Annotated in this window: 19 protein-coding genes; 8 read left to right on the plus strand and 11 right to left on the minus strand. The window is 61.9% G+C overall.

The annotated features are described in order from the left end of the window. Positions 1-468: 468 nt before the first annotated feature. Positions 469-813: a RidA family protein gene (locus NKJ15_RS31265; protein WP_023674415.1), complete on the minus strand. Its 345-nt coding sequence runs from the start codon at positions 811-813 to the stop codon at positions 469-471. A gap of 211 nt (positions 814-1,024) precedes the next feature. Between NKJ15_RS31265 and aztA the strand changes: the two genes are divergently transcribed. The 4 genes from aztA (at position 1,025) to NKJ15_RS31285 (ending at position 4,137) form a co-directional block, all read left to right on the plus strand. Beyond that, positions 1,025-1,837 (plus strand): zinc ABC transporter ATP-binding protein AztA, encoded by an 813-nt coding sequence (aztA, locus tag NKJ15_RS31270; RefSeq protein WP_352682126.1) that lies wholly within the window; start codon positions 1,025-1,027, stop codon positions 1,835-1,837. Beyond that, positions 1,837-2,712: a zinc ABC transporter permease AztB gene (gene aztB / locus NKJ15_RS31275; protein ID WP_352542391.1), complete on the plus strand. Its 876-nt coding sequence runs from the start codon at positions 1,837-1,839 to the stop codon at positions 2,710-2,712. Before aztA ends, aztB begins: the two co-directional genes overlap by 1 nt. Before the next feature lie 22 nt (positions 2,713-2,734). After that, positions 2,735-3,676, plus strand: a complete 942-nt coding sequence (aztC, locus tag NKJ15_RS31280; RefSeq protein WP_352473647.1) for a zinc ABC transporter substrate-binding protein AztC — start codon at positions 2,735-2,737, stop codon at positions 3,674-3,676. A gap of 122 nt (positions 3,677-3,798) precedes the next feature. Then, the gene (locus NKJ15_RS31285) at positions 3,799-4,137 is read left to right on the plus strand and encodes a protein tyrosine phosphatase family protein (RefSeq protein WP_352473646.1); all 339 of its coding nucleotides are present in this window, start codon (positions 3,799-3,801) and stop codon (positions 4,135-4,137) included. 93 nt (positions 4,138-4,230) lie between these two features. Here the strand turns inward: NKJ15_RS31285 and NKJ15_RS31290 are convergent, their stop codons facing one another. Continuing rightward, entirely contained in the window at positions 4,231-4,698 is a 468-nt protein-coding gene (locus tag NKJ15_RS31290; protein WP_023674409.1) for an Lrp/AsnC family transcriptional regulator, read from the minus strand. 141 nt (positions 4,699-4,839) lie between these two features. Between NKJ15_RS31290 and hppD the strand changes: the two genes are divergently transcribed. From hppD to NKJ15_RS31305, 3 genes are all read left to right on the plus strand, one after another. Then, the gene (gene hppD, locus NKJ15_RS31295) at positions 4,840-5,955 is read left to right on the plus strand and encodes a 4-hydroxyphenylpyruvate dioxygenase (protein WP_352542358.1); all 1,116 of its coding nucleotides are present in this window, start codon (positions 4,840-4,842) and stop codon (positions 5,953-5,955) included. A gap of 69 nt (positions 5,956-6,024) precedes the next feature. Then, on the plus strand, positions 6,025-6,249 hold the full coding sequence (locus NKJ15_RS31300; RefSeq protein ID WP_352542357.1) for a type II toxin-antitoxin system Phd/YefM family antitoxin: 225 nt from the start codon (positions 6,025-6,027) through the stop codon (positions 6,247-6,249). Next, positions 6,246-6,623, plus strand: coding sequence for a type II toxin-antitoxin system VapC family toxin (locus NKJ15_RS31305; protein WP_352542356.1), 378 nt, complete (start codon positions 6,246-6,248; stop codon positions 6,621-6,623). Before NKJ15_RS31300 ends, NKJ15_RS31305 begins: the two co-directional genes overlap by 4 nt. Here NKJ15_RS31305 and NKJ15_RS31310 read toward each other — a convergent pair whose 3' ends face one another. The 6 genes from NKJ15_RS31310 to hmgA are packed head-to-tail and all read right to left on the minus strand — an operon-like array spanning position 6,624 to position 11,050. Further along, a complete protein-coding gene (locus NKJ15_RS31310) occupies positions 6,624-7,178 on the minus strand; it encodes a DinB family protein (protein WP_352542355.1) in 555 nt (184 codons plus the stop codon). A gap of 4 nt (positions 7,179-7,182) precedes the next feature. Further along, entirely contained in the window at positions 7,183-7,476 is a 294-nt protein-coding gene (locus tag NKJ15_RS31315; protein ID WP_352542354.1) for a hypothetical protein, read from the minus strand. Beyond that, the gene (locus NKJ15_RS31320) at positions 7,473-8,495 is read right to left on the minus strand and encodes a fumarylacetoacetate hydrolase family protein (protein WP_352542353.1); all 1,023 of its coding nucleotides are present in this window, start codon (positions 8,493-8,495) and stop codon (positions 7,473-7,475) included. The genes NKJ15_RS31315 and NKJ15_RS31320 overlap by 4 nt, the downstream gene beginning before the upstream one ends. A gap of 17 nt (positions 8,496-8,512) precedes the next feature. After that, complete coding sequence (locus tag NKJ15_RS31325) at positions 8,513-8,866, minus strand: DUF7660 family protein (RefSeq protein ID WP_352542352.1); 354 nt, start codon at positions 8,864-8,866, stop codon at positions 8,513-8,515. Positions 8,867-8,868: 2 nt separating this feature from the next. After that, positions 8,869-9,726: an MBL fold metallo-hydrolase gene (locus tag NKJ15_RS31330; RefSeq protein ID WP_352617754.1), complete on the minus strand. Its 858-nt coding sequence runs from the start codon at positions 9,724-9,726 to the stop codon at positions 8,869-8,871. Positions 9,727-9,736: 10 nt separating this feature from the next. Further along, entirely contained in the window at positions 9,737-11,050 is a 1,314-nt protein-coding gene (gene hmgA / locus NKJ15_RS31335) for a homogentisate 1,2-dioxygenase (RefSeq protein WP_352542350.1), read from the minus strand. 154 nt (positions 11,051-11,204) lie between these two features. On the opposite strand from hmgA, the gene NKJ15_RS31340 reads away from it, so the two are divergent. Continuing rightward, complete coding sequence (locus tag NKJ15_RS31340) at positions 11,205-11,642, plus strand: MarR family winged helix-turn-helix transcriptional regulator (protein ID WP_352473669.1); 438 nt, start codon at positions 11,205-11,207, stop codon at positions 11,640-11,642. A 30-nt stretch (positions 11,643-11,672) separates the two neighbouring features. Here the strand turns inward: NKJ15_RS31340 and NKJ15_RS31345 are convergent, their stop codons facing one another. From NKJ15_RS31345 to NKJ15_RS31355, 3 genes are read right to left on the minus strand one after another with little or no spacing between them, the layout of a single operon-like run. Then, complete coding sequence (locus NKJ15_RS31345; protein ID WP_352473634.1) at positions 11,673-12,296, minus strand: DUF4304 domain-containing protein; 624 nt, start codon at positions 12,294-12,296, stop codon at positions 11,673-11,675. Positions 12,297-12,314: 18 nt separating this feature from the next. Further along, positions 12,315-13,349: an L-threonine 3-dehydrogenase gene (tdh, locus tag NKJ15_RS31350; RefSeq protein ID WP_352473633.1), complete on the minus strand. Its 1,035-nt coding sequence runs from the start codon at positions 13,347-13,349 to the stop codon at positions 12,315-12,317. Between the two features lie 48 nt (positions 13,350-13,397). Further along, the gene (locus NKJ15_RS31355; RefSeq protein WP_352617758.1) at positions 13,398-14,585 is read right to left on the minus strand and encodes a glycine C-acetyltransferase; all 1,188 of its coding nucleotides are present in this window, start codon (positions 14,583-14,585) and stop codon (positions 13,398-13,400) included. Between the last annotated feature and the right edge of the window lie 123 nt (positions 14,586-14,708).

A 14,708-nucleotide genomic window follows, 5' to 3' on the forward strand; every position in this document is an offset into this window, starting at 1 on the left:
CAAAATCGAGCCGATCGGGCCAATGATGCCGGTCGATGCCGCGCCAGGGCGACAGGGCGAGGCCTTAGACGCCTTCAAAAGACGCCCAGTAGGCCAATCAGGTGAAGCACACCCTTCATGCAAAGCCCTCCACAAGGGGGAGGGAACGCTGCCGCATGCCCTTACTTCCCCTTTTGGCGCCGAAAGGCAGGCAAATTTGCCGAGGTCAGCGCCAACGGAAGTCTCCCTCCCCCTTGTGGGGAGGGGTTAGGGGTGGGGGTACATCGTAGAGCGAAAGCCTCGGCTCTCCACCTGCGATGGCGCTGCCCCTCAAGGGGAGGGTCGCGGAGCAAATTGCCGCATGGCGGCATTTGTGACGCGGGTTGGGGTCGGTGCAACCTCGCCGACCCCACCCAGTCTCGCAGTCTCCGCTTCGCTCCGACTACTCGCCGACCCTCCCCTTGAGGGGGGAGGGTTAGGAGCCGCGCCTCAAATCGCCGCGGTAACAATAATCTCGACCAGATATTCCGGTCCGGCAAGCTTGGCTTCGCCGGTGGCGCGGGCCGGCGTGTTGCCTTGCGGTACCCATTTGTCCCACTCCGCGTTCATCTCGGCAAAGGTGCTCATGTCGGCCAGCCAGATGATCGCCTGCAGGATCTTGGTCTTGTCGGTGCCGGCCTTGGCCAGCAATTCGTCGATCGCCGCCAGAATGTCCCTGGTCTGGGCACCGACGTTTCCGCCCGGCTTGCCGACCTGACCGGCCAGATAGACGGTGTTGCCGTGGATGACGATCTGGCTCATGCGCGGGCCTACATCGATACGACGAATGCTCATTGGATATTCCTTCTCCTCTTGTCGCTGCGCCTGTTTAGGGGCCGGGTTCGCCGGGGGCAAGGCCGCTCGAGCGGAACTTCTTGAGCCAAGCCAAAGCACACAACAAGACGGCCCGGCCGCAATTCCGCCCGATTGGCTTGTTGACTAATGTAATAACATCACATATCGAATCCGCCCCTGCAGCACCGATCATCGCCCCATGGATCGTCACATGAGCCAAACCTGCCTGACCTTCCGCGACCTGACGCTGGGCTACAATAGCCATCCTGCGGTCCACCACCTCAATGGTACGATCCGCAAGGGATCGCTGACGGCGGTCGTCGGCGCCAACGGCTCCGGCAAGTCGACGCTGATGAAGGGCATTGTCGGCGTCCTGAAGCCGATGGCCGGCGCGGTGATCCGGGCGCCCGGCGTACGCGCCGCCTATCTGCCGCAGCAATCGGAGCTCGACCGCTCCTTTCCGGCCCGGGTCGTCGACCTGGTTTCGCTTGGCCTGTGGCCGCGGCGCGGCATGCTCGGCCGTTATACGAGGGAAGACCGCGACTCGGTCAGCAAGGCGCTGATGGCCGTCGGCCTCGGTGGCTTCGAGAAGCGCCCGATCGACACACTGTCGGGCGGCCAGCTGCAGCGCACGCTGTTTGCCCGCGTGCTGTTGCAGGATGCCGAGCTCATCCTGCTCGACGAGCCGTTCAACGCCGTCGATGCCAAGACGGTCGGCGACCTGATCGCGCTGATCAAGCGCTGGCACGGCGAGGAACGCACGATCATGGTTGTGGTCCACGATCTCGATCTGGTGCGGCAGAATTTCCCCGAAACACTGCTCCTGGCGCGCCAGCCGATCGCCTGGGGCGAGACCAAAGAGACGCTGCGGCCTGAGAATCTGTTGCGCGCGCGCCGCTTCCACGAAGCCTGGGAGGACAACGCGCCATGGTGTGAGCCCGGCGAGCATGATCACGAGCACGGTGGCCACGAGCACAGCCATGACCACGAGCATTATCACGGCTCCGGGCCGAGGGCAGCATGATGGAGGTGCTTTACGGTCTGTTCGTCGCTCCTTTCGCCGACTACGCCTTCATGCAGCGGGCGCTTGCCGGTTCGATGATGCTGTCGCTCGGCGCCTGCCCGGTCGGCGTGTTCCTGATGCTGCGGCGCATGAGCCTGTCCGGCGATGCCATGGCGCATGCCATCCTGCCGGGTGCCGCCGCCGGCTTCCTGTTCTATGGCCTGGAGATCCTGCCGATGACGATCGGCGGACTGATCGCCGGCATCATCGTGGCGCTCGGCGCCGGCGCCGTCTCGCGCTTCACCATCCAGCGCGAGGACGCCTCGATGGCGGCCTTCTACCTGATTTCGCTGGCCATCGGCGTGCTCATGGTGTCGATCCGCGGCTCCAGCGTCGATCTCATGCATGTGCTGTTCGGCACCGTGCTGGCGCTCAACAACGAGGCGCTGACGCTGATCGGCGGCATCGTCGTGGTGACGCTGGTCAGCCTCGCCACCTTCTGGCGGGCGCTGGTCGCCGAATGCCTCGACCCTTTGTTCCTGCGCTCGGTCAGCCGGATGGGCAGCCCGGTGCATTTCATCTTTCTCGGCCTCGTCGTGCTCAACCTCGTCGGCGGCTTCCAGGCGCTCGGCACCTTGCTGTCGGTCGGACTGATGATGCTGCCGGCAGCGGCGGCCCGCTTCTGGACCTCGCGCGTCGAGCCGATGTGCGTGCTGGCCACAGTAATCGGCTTTGCCTCCTGCATTGCCGGGCTGCTGTTGTCCTACCATGCGTCATTGCCCTCCGGCCCGGCCATCATCCTGTCCGCCGGCGTCGTCTATTTCGCCTCGATCCTGTTCGGCACGCGCGGCATCCTGCGCGCCCGCATCGTCCATCACCGCCACAGAACTGCCTGATCCCAACAAGGAGAAACTGTCCATGCTGAAATCGATCCGCGCCGCTTTGGCCGTGAGCGTTATAACATTAACCGCCTTTGGCGCATCTTCGGCCTTCGCAGAGCCGTTGAAAGTGGTCGCCAGCTTCACGATCATCGCCGATTTCGCCAAGAATGTCGGCGGCGACCGCATCGATCTGACCACCATCGTCGGGCCGGACGGCGACGCCCACGTCTACGAGCCGAGCCCCGCCGATGCTGTGACGATGGCCAAGGCCGACATCGTGCTGGTCAACGGCCTGCATTTCGAAGGTTTTCTGCAGCGCCTGGTCGACGCCAGCGCCACCAAGGCTTCGATTGCCGTGCTGACCAAGGGGGTCACGCCGATCAATTTCAAACCCGAATTCGCCGAGGCCGATGCCGCCGAAGGCGCGGAAACCGATGGCGGCAAGACGGTCACCGATCCGCATGCCTTCCAGTCGATCGCCAATGCCAAGATCTATGTGAAGAACATCGCCGACGCCTTTTGCACGGCCGACGCTGCGGGTTGCGACAGCTACAAGGCCAATGCAGCCGCTTATACGCAAAAGCTCGAGGCGCTTGAGGGCGAAGTGCAGGCGGCGATCCAGTCGATCCCGCAGGAGAAGCGCGTCGTCATCACCTCGCATGACGCCTTCGGCTATTTCGAGCAGGCCTACGGCTTGACGTTCCTGGCCCCGGAAGGCGTGTCGACCGAGTCGGAGCCCTCCGCCGCCGACGTCGCCAAGCTGGTCAGCCAGGTGAAGCAGGACAAGGCGGCGGCGATCTTCGTCGAGAACATCACCAACCCGCGGCTGATCGAGCAGATCGCCAGCGAGACCGGCATCAAGGTGGGCGGCACGCTCTATTCCGATGCGTTGTCGCAGCCCGACGGCCCGGCCGCGACCTATATCGACCTGATGCACAACAACATCGCCCAGATCAAAGGCGCGATCCTCGGCAGCTGAGCTGTCGAGTCACTCCATCCGGTCGGGCTGAAATTGCCCGGCCGGATTTCTATCTAATGGCTGTTGCCGACCGGGTCCGGGAGTGGCAAGACTGCCGCTAGCCAGATTGTGAGGACACTGCCATGGAATACCGTCAGATCAGCGAGGACTATTCGGTCTCGGGCCAGATCCAGCCCGAGGATGTCGCGACCATCAAGGCCGCCGGCTTCAAGAGCGTGATCTGCAACCGGCCGGACGACGAGCAGCCCGGCCAGCCATCGGCCGACACCGTCAAAGCGGCGGTCGAGGGCGCCGGGCTCGCCTTCCGCTACATCCCTGTCATCAGCGGCCAGATCACGGCCGAGAATGTCGAAGACCAGGCCGAGGCGCTTGACGAACTCGAAAGCCCGGTCTTCGCCTATTGCCGCTCCGGCGCCCGCTGCACCAATCTCTATGGGCTGATCAAGCAGTCGAAGGGGTGAGAGGCCTCACGTTCCGAGCGGAGGAAGTCAAGTTCCGCACTGTGGCGATCCTTCATACCCCCCTCCGCCATATCTAACGAAAAGCCGTCTGGGCTAAATCGGCAGCGCGCCGGTTTCCTTCAATGTCTCAAGCACGATCGCCGTCTTCACGTGCTGCACCGATTCGTGCGGCAGCAGCACGCCGTTGACGAACTCCGACAATGATTTGAGATCGGGCGTCACCACTTTCAATATATAATCCATCTCGCCGGTCAGCGCGTGCGCTTCCTGCACTTGCGGCAGCCGCGCCACCAATTCGCCGAAGCGCCGCGCATTGTCGCGGTTGTGGGTGGCGAGCGTCACCGAGATGACATTGACCAGGGAAAAACCGAGCTTGTCGCGGTCGAGCACCGCCCGGTAACCCTTGATATAGCCGTCCTCCTCCAGCCGCTGGCGACGACGCGAGCACTGCGACGCGGACAGGTTCACCCGTTCCGACAGATCGTTGTTGGTCAGCCGTGCATCGCCCTGCAATAGAGCCATTATCTTGCGGTCAAACTGGTCGATGCGCGCCTCATCCATGGATTTTTCCAAACATATGCACAATTCACGCATTATCTGATCATTTCAAGCGTTTGAATGCAAGCACCATGCACCGCGTCCGCGTTATCATTGTGTTGAGATGGCTTTTCCCGGCCAACAACAGCTTTGGAGGACACTGCCATGGGTCCCTTCCCGCACGACGCACCGCCCGCCACGATCAGCAAAACCAATCCCGCCGGTACCGACGGCTTCGAGTTCGTCGAATTCGCGCATGCCAAGCCGGAAAAGCTCGCCGAGTTGTTCACCCGCATGGGCTATGTGCCGGTGGCCAAGCACCGCAGCAAGGACATCACCGTCTGGCGGCAGGGCGACATCAACTATGTCGTCAATGCCGAACCCGGCTCGCATGCCATGAAATTCGTCGACAAGCACGGCCCTTGCGCCGCCTCGATGGCGTGGCGGGTGGTCGATGCAAGGCATGCCTTCGATCACGCGGTGGCCAAGGGCGCGACGCCCTATGAAGGCAACGACAAGACGCTCGATGTGCCGGCGATCGTCGGTATCGGCGGGTCTCTGCTCTATTTCATCGAAACCTACGGCGAGAAGGGCTCGGCCTATGATGCCGAGTTCGACTGGCTGGGCGAGCGTGACCCGAAGCCGGAAGGCGTCGGCTTCTATTACCTCGACCACCTCACCCACAATGTCTATCGCGGCCAGATGGACAAATGGTGGGATTTCTATCGCGACCTGTTCGGCTTCAAACAGATCCATTTCTTCGACATCGACGGCAAGATCACCGGCCTGGTCAGCCGCGCCATCACCTCGCCCTGCGGCAAGATCCGCATTCCGCTCAACGAGTCCAAGGACGAGACCAGCCAGATCGCCGAATATCTGAAGAAGTATAATGGCGAGGGCATCCAGCACATCGCCGTCGGCACCGACGACATCTACGGCGGCACCGACAGGCTCGCCGCCAACGGCCTGAAGTTCATGCCGGGCCCGCCGGAGACCTATTACGACATGTCTTATGCCCGCGTGAACGGCCATGAAGAGCCGATCGAGCGCATGAAGAAGCACGGTATCCTGATCGACGGCGAAGGCGTCGTCGACGGCGGCACGACCAAGATCCTGCTGCAGATCTTTTCCAGGACAGTGATCGGCCCGATCTTCTTCGAGTTCATCCAGAGGAAGGGCGACGAAGGCTTTGGCGAGGGCAATTTCCGCGCCTTGTTCGAATCGATCGAGCAGGACCAGATCAAGCGCGGCGTGCTGAAGGTGGACGGCAAGGCAGCGTAGCCAACTCGGCCGAGGTGCCTTGTGGTTTGATCAATTATGACCTAAATTCTGGTCATAAGAGGTCTGACCATGAATGTTTCAATTGCCGAAGCCAAGGCCAAATTGTCGGAACTCGTCAGCCGCGCGGAAGCCGGCGAGGAGATCGTGCTCACACGCCACGGCAAGGCGGCGGCGCGTATCGTACCTCCGGCAGTGGCCGAACCCCTGCCGCGTATAGGCGCGTTGAAGGGCAAGATCCGGATTGCGGACGATTTTGATGAACTCGGTCCCGAGTGGGATGAGTACGTGAAATGACGGTCGGCCCGTTTCTCGCCGACACACACATCATCCTCTGGTCGATTTCGGACGATCGACGTCTTAGCGAGCACCACCGCGTCATTCTGGCTTCGGAAGCGGTGGTGTTCGCGAGCGCGGCAAGCGTCTGGGAAATTGCCATCAAACGTTCGATCAGAAAACTTAATGCGCCGGACGATCTGCCAGCGCTGCTTCCAAGGATGCAATTTCAGCCGCTCGCCGTAACCTTCCAGCACGCGAACGCCGTCGGCGGCCTACCCCACCACCATGGTGATCCGTTCGACAGACTTCTGATTGCGCAGGCGCAAGTGGAGAACCTCACCATCCTGACATCCGACCCGCATTTCGCTCGTTACGATGTGGCTTTGGCATGATTATCCAAGCAGTTGGTCTCGCAAGCCCAGCCGCTCAACCTCCGCTTTCCTGAGTTTCAGATCATAGCCGAGCAAGAACTCGTCGAGTTGCGGCGGTTTCACCGAGGTGCCGGATAGCATCGCGTGCACCTGGCCGCGATGATGGATGTCGTGGATGAAGAGATGGGCGAGCAGGTCACCGATCCGTTCCGGTATCATGCCGTCCTCGCGCCGGTCGGTGAGAACGCGGCGCTCGAGATCGTCCGCCGACAGGCGGCCGCAAAAGGCGATCAGCCGCCGATCGGCCTCCGCCTGTGCAACAAAAAGCGCCTTGGCATCATTGAACGGCACAAAATCGTCATGGGCGGCGGCGCCGACGCCGCCCTCTTCGAGAAAATCGAGATAGAGGTGATCGACCGCCAGGATGTGGTTCAGCGTTGCCTTGATCGACGGAAAGAAGCTCGTCCGTTCGGCTTCGAATTCGCCGGGCTCAAGCTGCAGCACGGCGCGGTAGAGCCGGTCGTTGGACCACAGATTGTTGGCTGCCATGCGCCGGAAATGGTTCAGCAGGTCCATGACTTCACGGCGCGACCCGGAATAGCGACACACCCGCCCATAGAAGCGCAAACCCAGCCAAAACAGTCAGCAGCAGCCCGATCATGCGCCGCCGCATGGCTTGCGTTTCCTGGTCCAGCGCGACATTCGTGTTGGTGACGGTGTGGAACATCATCGCCTTGCGCGGAAAGCCGCTGCGGTTGGTCAGGCCGGGCGAGCGCGCCTCGATGCGATAGCTCAGCCGGATCGCCAGGATGAAGATCGCCAGCATGACAAGGGCCCAGACACCGCACAGCAGATAGAATGTCTCGCCCGTCATTCTCTTGCCCCCTCGTACTTCTCGACCTTCTGCTCGATGGCGCCGAAGATCGAATGCCCGCCCCTGTCCTTCATCTCGATGCGCACGCTATCACCAAAGCGCAGGAACGGCGTTTTCGGTCCGCCGGTTTCGATGGTCTCGATCATACGCAGCTCGGCGACGCAGGAATAGCCGGCACCGCCCGCCGAGACAGGCTTGCCCGGCCCGCCGTCGAGCTTGTTGGAGACGGTGCCCGAACCGATAATGGTGCCGGCGGCCAGCGGCCGCGTTTTTGCGGCGTGAACAATCAGCGCCGGAAAGTCGAAGGTCATGTCGATGCCGGCGTTCGCCCGGCCGAACGGTTTGCCGTTGAGATCGACCAGCAGCGGCAGGCTGACCTTGCCGCCGTCCCAGGCATCGCCCAGCTCGTCCGGCGTCACCGCAACCGGCGAAAAGGCCGATGACGGTTTCGACTGGTAGAAGCCGAACCCCTTGGCGAGCTCGGGTCCGGTCAGGCCGCGCAGCGTTACATCGTTGACCAGCATGACGAGCCGGATCGCCGCCCGCGCCTCATCGAGGCTTGCGCCTATCGACACATCGTCGACGATGACGGCGACCTCTCCTTCCATATCGATGCCCAAGGCCTCGTCGGCCATCCGGATCGGGTCGCGCGGTGCGAGAAAGGAGTCTGAGCCGCCCTGGTAGATCAGCGGGTCGGTCCAGAAGCTTGGCGGCATCTCGACGCCGCGCGCCTTTCGCACCAGCTCGACATGGTTCACATAGGCCGAGCCGTCGGCCCATTGATAGGCGCGCGGCAGCGGCGAATGGGCGTCATGCTCGTGAAAGCGGACAGACGGCACCGCATTATTCTCAAGCGATTCGGCCATGGCAGCGAGATGCGGCGCGATGCGATGCCAGTCGTCGAGTGCGGCCTGCAGCGTCCGCACCAGGAACGAAGCGTCGGTAAACCGCGTCAGGTCGCGCGAGACGACGACGAGCTTTCCATCGCGCGTCCCGTCCTTCAATGTGGCAAGCTTCATGCGTCCTCCCTATGCGTTTATTCGTAGTATTTGCCGGCATAGATAATTCTGGCCGCGGCTTTCCAAGGATTTTCATCCGCTAGAAACGCCGGGTCGCCGCGCCGACTGTCTTTGCTCCAGGTGACGGCCCAAGCGACAGCCGACTCAAGAAAAGTGGCTAACGAATTGTTTTCCCAGCCATTCCAGCTGATGTCAGGTCCTGCCGACCGCAACGCCTCCTTACGGTCGGCGTCCTCACGGTCGTTTCGCAGCGCATCGAGGAACCGGACGAAAGACGGCAGGTCTTCCACCCTGTCGAGAAACAAGGAGAGCTGCGCCCAGGATGTCTCCTCGGATTTTCGCACCTCTTCCGAAAGCTTGTCGTTGGCCATCTTCACTCCCCAAGCCCCACAACAAGGCCGTCGCGGGCGATCGTCAAGTCGCCGGCCCATGTTTTCCTGACGGCGGCAATCCAGTCGGCCTCGCCGATCTCGGGATCGTCGGCCGGAATGAGGTGGTTGACGACTAGCCTTTTGACTTTGGCATCACTAGCAATGCGGCCCGCCTCTTCGGCAAAGCTATGGCTGGCAAGCAGGTGTTCCCTCAGCCTTGCGCCGTTGCCGGTCTTCGCGACCAGCCGCTCGATGCCTTCTTCCAGCATGGCCTCGTGGACCAGAATGTCGGCGCCCTCGGCGAAATCCGCCAATGGCGGAAAGAACGCCGTATCCGACGAAAAGACGATGCCTTGCCCCGCATGATCGAAGCGCAGCGCAAAGCAGTCCGTCACCGGCGGGTGGTCGACACGCAGCGCCGATATTTTGAGACCGCGCTCTTCGGCCACCTGGCCTTCACCAAATTCGACGATCGAGACCAGGTCGCGGAGATCCGGCCTGCCTTCATCGGCGATGCGGATCTCGATGTCGAACTCCATCGCCTGGCAAAAGCGCTGCCAATAATGGCCGATGCCGGGCGGGCCGAACAAAGTGACGGGCGCCGCCAGGCCGGCGGTCCAGGCGGTGTGGATGAGAGGTCCGAGTTCCAGAACATGGTCGGAGTGCAAATGCGTGATGAAGATCAGGTCGAGCGCCTTCAGGCTGATGCCGGCATCGGTCAGCCCGCGCGTTACGCCCAGCCCGCAATCGACGACGATGGTGCGGCCGCCAATCTCCAGCAGCGACGAACTCGGCCACGGGCCGCCGGGTCGCAGCGCCGGGCCACCCTTCGAACCCAGAAGCACCAGACGATCCGTCACGCGACGGCGCTCAAGACCAGTCGCCCTCTGGCGTGCCGTTGAAGCGCTTCTTCAGGCCGGCCCAGCAGTCGATGTAATTGTCCTGCCGGGTTTCGAGCTCGGCGCCATAGCGGGTCACCATCTGCGGAAAGCGTGTCTCGAACATGAAGGCCATGGTGTTGTCGAGCTTGACCGGTTTCAGCTCCGCTCGCGAGGCTTTTTCGAAGCCAGACGCATCGGGTCCGTGAGCCAGCATCATGTTGTGCAGGCTGATGCCGCCGGGCACGAAGCCCTCTTCCTTGGCATCGTACTGACCATGAATCAGGCCCATGAACTCGCTCATGATGTTGCGGTGATACCAGGGCGGGCGGAAAGTGTTTTCCGCCACAAGCCAGCGCGGCGGGAAGATGACGAAATCGATATTGGCGGTGCCTTCCTCGCCGCTCGGCGCGGTCAGCACGGTGAAGATCGACGGATCGGGGTGGTCGAACAGGATTGCGCCGACCGGCGAAAAGGTCGCAAGATCATATTTGTAGGGCGAATAATTGCCGTGCCACGCCACCACATCCAGCGGCGAATGGTCGATTTCGGTGACATGGAACTGGCCACACCATTTCGCGATCAGCCGACAGGGCGTGTCCTTGTCCTCGAACCAGGCGCAGGGCGTCTTGAAATCGCGCGGATTGGCCAGGCAATTGGCGCCGATCGGGCCGCGATCCGGCAGCGTCAGCTTGGCGCCGTAATTTTCGCAGACATAGCCGCGCACTTGCGGATCGACCAGTTCGACCTTGAACACCAGGCCGCGCGGCAGCACGGCAATCTCGCCCGGCCTGAGTTCGATAACACCCATCTCGGTGACGAAGCGCAAGGCTCCAGCCTGGGGCACGACCAGCAACTCGCCGTCGGCGTTGAAGAAATGATCGTCGACCATCGAGCGATTGGCGACATAGACGTGTGCCGCCATGCCGGTCTGGCCGAGCACGTCGCCGGCGGTGGTGATCGAGCGCATGCCGGCGATGAAATCGGTCGGTTCCTTCGGCATCGGCACGGGGCTCCAGCGATACTGGCCGAGTGCGAGCTGATGGTCGCCGACGTTCGGCGCGCTTTTCCAAAGCGGATAATTCGCCGCTTTGAAGCGACCGGTGTGCCTGACGCTCGGCCTTATCCGATAAAGCCAGGAGCGCTCATTGGTGCCGCGCGGCGCGGTGAAAGGAGAGCCCGAAAGCTGCTCGGCATAGAGGCCGTAGGCCGGCCGCTGCGGCGAGTTTCGCCCTTGCGGCAACGAGCCCGGCAGAGTCTCGGTCTCGAAGTCGTTGCCGAAACCCGGCATGTAGGAATAGGCCATGGAATCCTCCCGAATTCATGGTCTCGGAGCATCGTTTGCGCATCCGCAAAGATGCTCCGAGTTGACCATACCGGTTTCATTTGTAACCATTGAAAATGTAACCATCAACGGTGATTTCGGCATGAGCCGCCAGCATGCCCAGTCAGGGCCAACCATGGAAATTCTCGAGCTGGAATCCTTCCTGCCTTACCGGCTCTATCGGCTTGCCGATGCCGTCAGCCGCGAATTCTCAAGGATATACAAGGACCGCCACGGCCTGACCCGGCCCGAATGGCGCACGCTTGCGGGACTTGGACAGCACGGCACGATGACGGCGACGGCGCTCGGCGAGCAATCGGCCATGCACAAGACCAAGGTTTCGCGCGCGGTCGCCGAACTCGAGCGGCGCCGCTGGCTGACCCGCACGCCAGACGAGAAAGACCGTCGCGTCGAGCATCTGACGCTGACCAAAGCGGGGCTTGCCGCCTATCGCGAAATGGTGCCGCTGGCGAAGGAGTTCGAGCGGGAGCTGCTGGAGAGGCTTGGTGCGGAAGAGCGGGCGGCGATTGTCAGTGGGGTAGCGGCGCTGGAGGCAAAACTCACAGTGGGTTGAAATCCTCCATGGGTTTGACCGTCGTAGAAATCAGATCGCTATTGCGGCAGGTAACGCTCCTAGACCGTAGTAGGCGCGTTCGGCTACAATGAAGCCTCTGACACGGCTTCGAAATGCTATCGGATCATCGATGTAGCCCAAGAGAAGCTGCGCCTGCGAAGCCGCATGTCTCTGAGCGCTTTCAAACAGCCGCCTTGCCGTTTCAAAATCACCAGCCAAACCGGCCGCCACCCCGGCGTGGAAGGCCGCCCACTCGCCGTAGGCGCCCGGCTGCAATTCATTCACGAGGATTGTCGCTGTCGCCTGCACGGAAGGGAACATTGATCGGTGAACCCGATCGATTTCGACGGCCTTCTTGGCCATTTGATCAACCGCGAGCAGAAACTGTGCCGGGCTCTCGAACGGAACGAACTGTCCAATGCGCTGAGGACGATCGAAGGTTACTGTTTCAGGGAGCGAACCCCAGAGCCAGTGGACTGCTACGTTAAGGTAAGTGCCTTTGGACCAAGAGCTGGGCTGGAACTCGACTACACTTAGCCAGAAGCCGCGATCGGCGATCCAGATTCGAGACTTCCCTTTGCGTTGAAATCCGGCGGGCTTCAGTCCGATCTTTGCCTGCGAGGCAATGATGCGACCGTGCTCACTATCCGCCATCTTGCACCGCTATATGCCTCACCAATCCATCACCACCTTGCCGGAATTGCCGCTCTTCATCGCTTCGAAGCCGGAAATATAGTCGTCGATGCCGATGCGGTGGGTGATCAGGCCGCTGACGTCGAGAGGACCCTGCACCAGCGCGATCATCTTGTACCAGGTCTCGAACATCTCGCGGCCGTAGATGCCTTTCAGATGCAGCATCTTGAAGATGACCTTGTTCCAGTCGATCTCGAAGCCGGTCGGCGCGATGCCGAGAATGGCGATCTTGCCGCCATTGTTCATGGTGTCGATCATGTCGCGGAAGGCAGGTGCGGCGCCCGACATTTCAAGGCCGACGTCAAAACCCTCGGTCATGCCGAGCGCCGGCATCACGTCGCGCAGCTTTTCCTTCGACGCATCGACGACATGCTGGACGCCGAGCTTTTTCGCCAGTGCCAGGCGCACCGGGTTGATGTCGGTGATGACCACTTTTCGCGCGCCAACGCACTGCGCCACCAGTGCACCCATGATGCCGATCGGCCCGGCGCCGGTGACCAGCACGTCCTCGCCGACGAGATCAAAGGACAATGCGGTGTGAACCGCATTGCCCAAAGGATCGAAGATTGCCGCGATCTCGTCCGGCACATCGTCGGGGATGGGCACGACATTGTGCTGCGGGATCGCAAGGTATTCGCCAAAGGCGCCCGGCCGGTTGACGCCGACGCCGAGCGTGTTGCGGCACAGATGCCCCCTGCCCGCCCGGCAGTTGCGGCAATGGCCGCAGACGATATGGCCTTCTCCGGAAACCCGCTGGCCGAGTTTGTACTCGGTCACCGCCGTGCCGAAATCGGCGACGGTGCCGACAAACTCGTGACCGGTTACCATCGGCACCGGCACGGTCTTTTGCGCCCACTTGTCCCAATTGTAGATGTGTACGTCGGTGCCGCAGATCGCCGTCTTCCTGATCTTGATCAGCACGTCGTTCGGACCGATTTCCGGCACCGGCACTTCTTCCATCCAGATGCCCGGCTCGGCCTTGGCCTTGACCAGCGCCTTCATCATGTTCGACATTCTTTTGTCCCCAGAACCTTAGTCGCTTGAATCTCTTGATCCGGCCGCTCAGGAAATCACGCCGAGTTCGCGACCGACTGCGGCGAACGCCTCAACCGCGCGTTCGATGTCGGCGCCGGAATGGGCGGCCGACATCTGCGTGCGGATGCGCGCCTGGCCCTTCGGCACCACCGGGAACGAGAAGCCGATGACATAGATGCCGCGCTTCAGCATCCGCGCCGCCACTTCCTGCGCCAGCGTCGCGTCGCCCAGCATCACCGGGATGATCGGATGGTCGGCGCCGGCCAGAGTAAAACCGAGCTTGCCCATCTCGGAGCGAAACCGCGCCGCATTGGCATATAGGCGCTGGCGCAACGCATCGCCATTGCGGATCATCTCGAAAACCCGGATCGAAGCGCCAGCGATCGCCGGCATCAGCGTGTTGGAAAACAGATAGGGGCGCGAGCGCTGGCGCAGCCAGTCGACCACCTGCTTCCTGCCCGACGTGTAGCCGCCGGACGCGCCACCCAATGCCTTGCCCAGCGTACCGGTGATGATGTCCACCCTGCCCTCGACGCCGCAATGTTCGGCCGAGCCACGGCCGTTCCTGCCGACGAAGCCAACGGCATGGCTGTCGTCGACCATGACCATCGCATCGTATTTGTCGGCGAGGTCGCAGACGCCTTTCAGATTGGCGATGATGCCATCCATCGAGAACACGCCGTCGGTGGCGATCAGCCGGAACCGACAGTCGCGCGCCTCTTTCAACCGCGCTTCCAGATCGGCCATGTCGTTGTTGGCGTAGCGGAAGCGCTTTGCCTTCGACAGCCGTACCCCGTCGATGATCGAGGCGTGGTTCAGCGCATCGGAGATGACCGCATCCTCCTCGCCGAGCAGCGTCTCGAACAGGCCGCCATTGGCGTCGAAGCAGGAGCCGTAGAGGATGGTGTCCTCCATGCCGAGGAAGTCAGAAATGGTCGCCTCGAGCTGTTTGTGTTCTTCCTGCGTGCCGCAGATGAAGCGCACCGATGCCATGCCGTAGCCGTACCGGTCGAGCGCCTGCTTGGCCACCTCGCGCAGTTCGGCGCTGTCGGCGAGGCCGAGATAATTGTTGGCGCAGAAATTCAGCACCTTCTCGCCGCCGACCTCGATCTCGGCCGATTGGGTCGAGGTTATCACCCGTTCGGATTTGTAAAGGCCGGCCGATTTCAGTCCTTCAAGCTCGCTGTCGATGTGGGAAAGGAATGCTTCGGTCATGATCAGGCCCTGTTGAGATCGATGAGGACTGTCGCGCCGCGCGGACGAAAAATCCATCGCAAAAGCGACCGCTTCGGTGGCGGCAATGGCACGGCAGAGGCCACGATGTTCAAATGCGGAGGC

Source organism: Mesorhizobium sp. M0207 (assembly GCF_040321995.1).
In the GTDB taxonomy this organism is placed as follows: Bacteria; Pseudomonadota; Alphaproteobacteria; order Rhizobiales; family Rhizobiaceae; genus Mesorhizobium.

Coding starts and splice junctions, on each gene's coding strand:
- NKJ15_RS31265 (WP_023674415.1), bottom strand. CDS start 813: ATGAGCATTCGTCGTATCGATGTAGGCCCGCGCATGAGCCAGATCGTC.
- aztA (WP_352682126.1), top strand. CDS start 1,025: ATGAGCCAAACCTGCCTGACCTTCCGCGACCTGACGCTGGGCTACAAT.
- aztB (WP_352542391.1), top strand. CDS start 1,837: ATGGAGGTGCTTTACGGTCTGTTCGTCGCTCCTTTCGCCGACTACGCC.
- aztC (WP_352473647.1), top strand. CDS start 2,735: ATGCTGAAATCGATCCGCGCCGCTTTGGCCGTGAGCGTTATAACATTA.
- NKJ15_RS31285 (WP_352473646.1), top strand. CDS start 3,799: ATGGAATACCGTCAGATCAGCGAGGACTATTCGGTCTCGGGCCAGATC.
- NKJ15_RS31290 (WP_023674409.1), bottom strand. CDS start 4,698: ATGGATGAGGCGCGCATCGACCAGTTTGACCGCAAGATAATGGCTCTA.
- hppD (WP_352542358.1), top strand. CDS start 4,840: ATGGGTCCCTTCCCGCACGACGCACCGCCCGCCACGATCAGCAAAACC.
- NKJ15_RS31300 (WP_352542357.1), top strand. CDS start 6,025: ATGAATGTTTCAATTGCCGAAGCCAAGGCCAAATTGTCGGAACTCGTC.
- NKJ15_RS31305 (WP_352542356.1), top strand. CDS start 6,246: ATGACGGTCGGCCCGTTTCTCGCCGACACACACATCATCCTCTGGTCG.
- NKJ15_RS31310 (WP_352542355.1), bottom strand. CDS start 7,178: ATGGACCTGCTGAACCATTTCCGGCGCATGGCAGCCAACAATCTGTGG.
- NKJ15_RS31315 (WP_352542354.1), bottom strand. CDS start 7,476: ATGACGGGCGAGACATTCTATCTGCTGTGCGGTGTCTGGGCCCTTGTC.
- NKJ15_RS31320 (WP_352542353.1), bottom strand. CDS start 8,495: ATGAAGCTTGCCACATTGAAGGACGGGACGCGCGATGGAAAGCTCGTC.
- NKJ15_RS31325 (WP_352542352.1), bottom strand. CDS start 8,866: ATGGCCAACGACAAGCTTTCGGAAGAGGTGCGAAAATCCGAGGAGACA.
- hmgA (WP_352542350.1), bottom strand. CDS start 11,050: ATGGCCTATTCCTACATGCCGGGTTTCGGCAACGACTTCGAGACCGAG.
- NKJ15_RS31340 (WP_352473669.1), top strand. CDS start 11,205: ATGGAAATTCTCGAGCTGGAATCCTTCCTGCCTTACCGGCTCTATCGG.
- NKJ15_RS31345 (WP_352473634.1), bottom strand. CDS start 12,296: ATGGCGGATAGTGAGCACGGTCGCATCATTGCCTCGCAGGCAAAGATC.
- tdh (WP_352473633.1), bottom strand. CDS start 13,349: ATGTCGAACATGATGAAGGCGCTGGTCAAGGCCAAGGCCGAGCCGGGC.
- NKJ15_RS31355 (WP_352617758.1), bottom strand. CDS start 14,585: ATGACCGAAGCATTCCTTTCCCACATCGACAGCGAGCTTGAAGGACTG.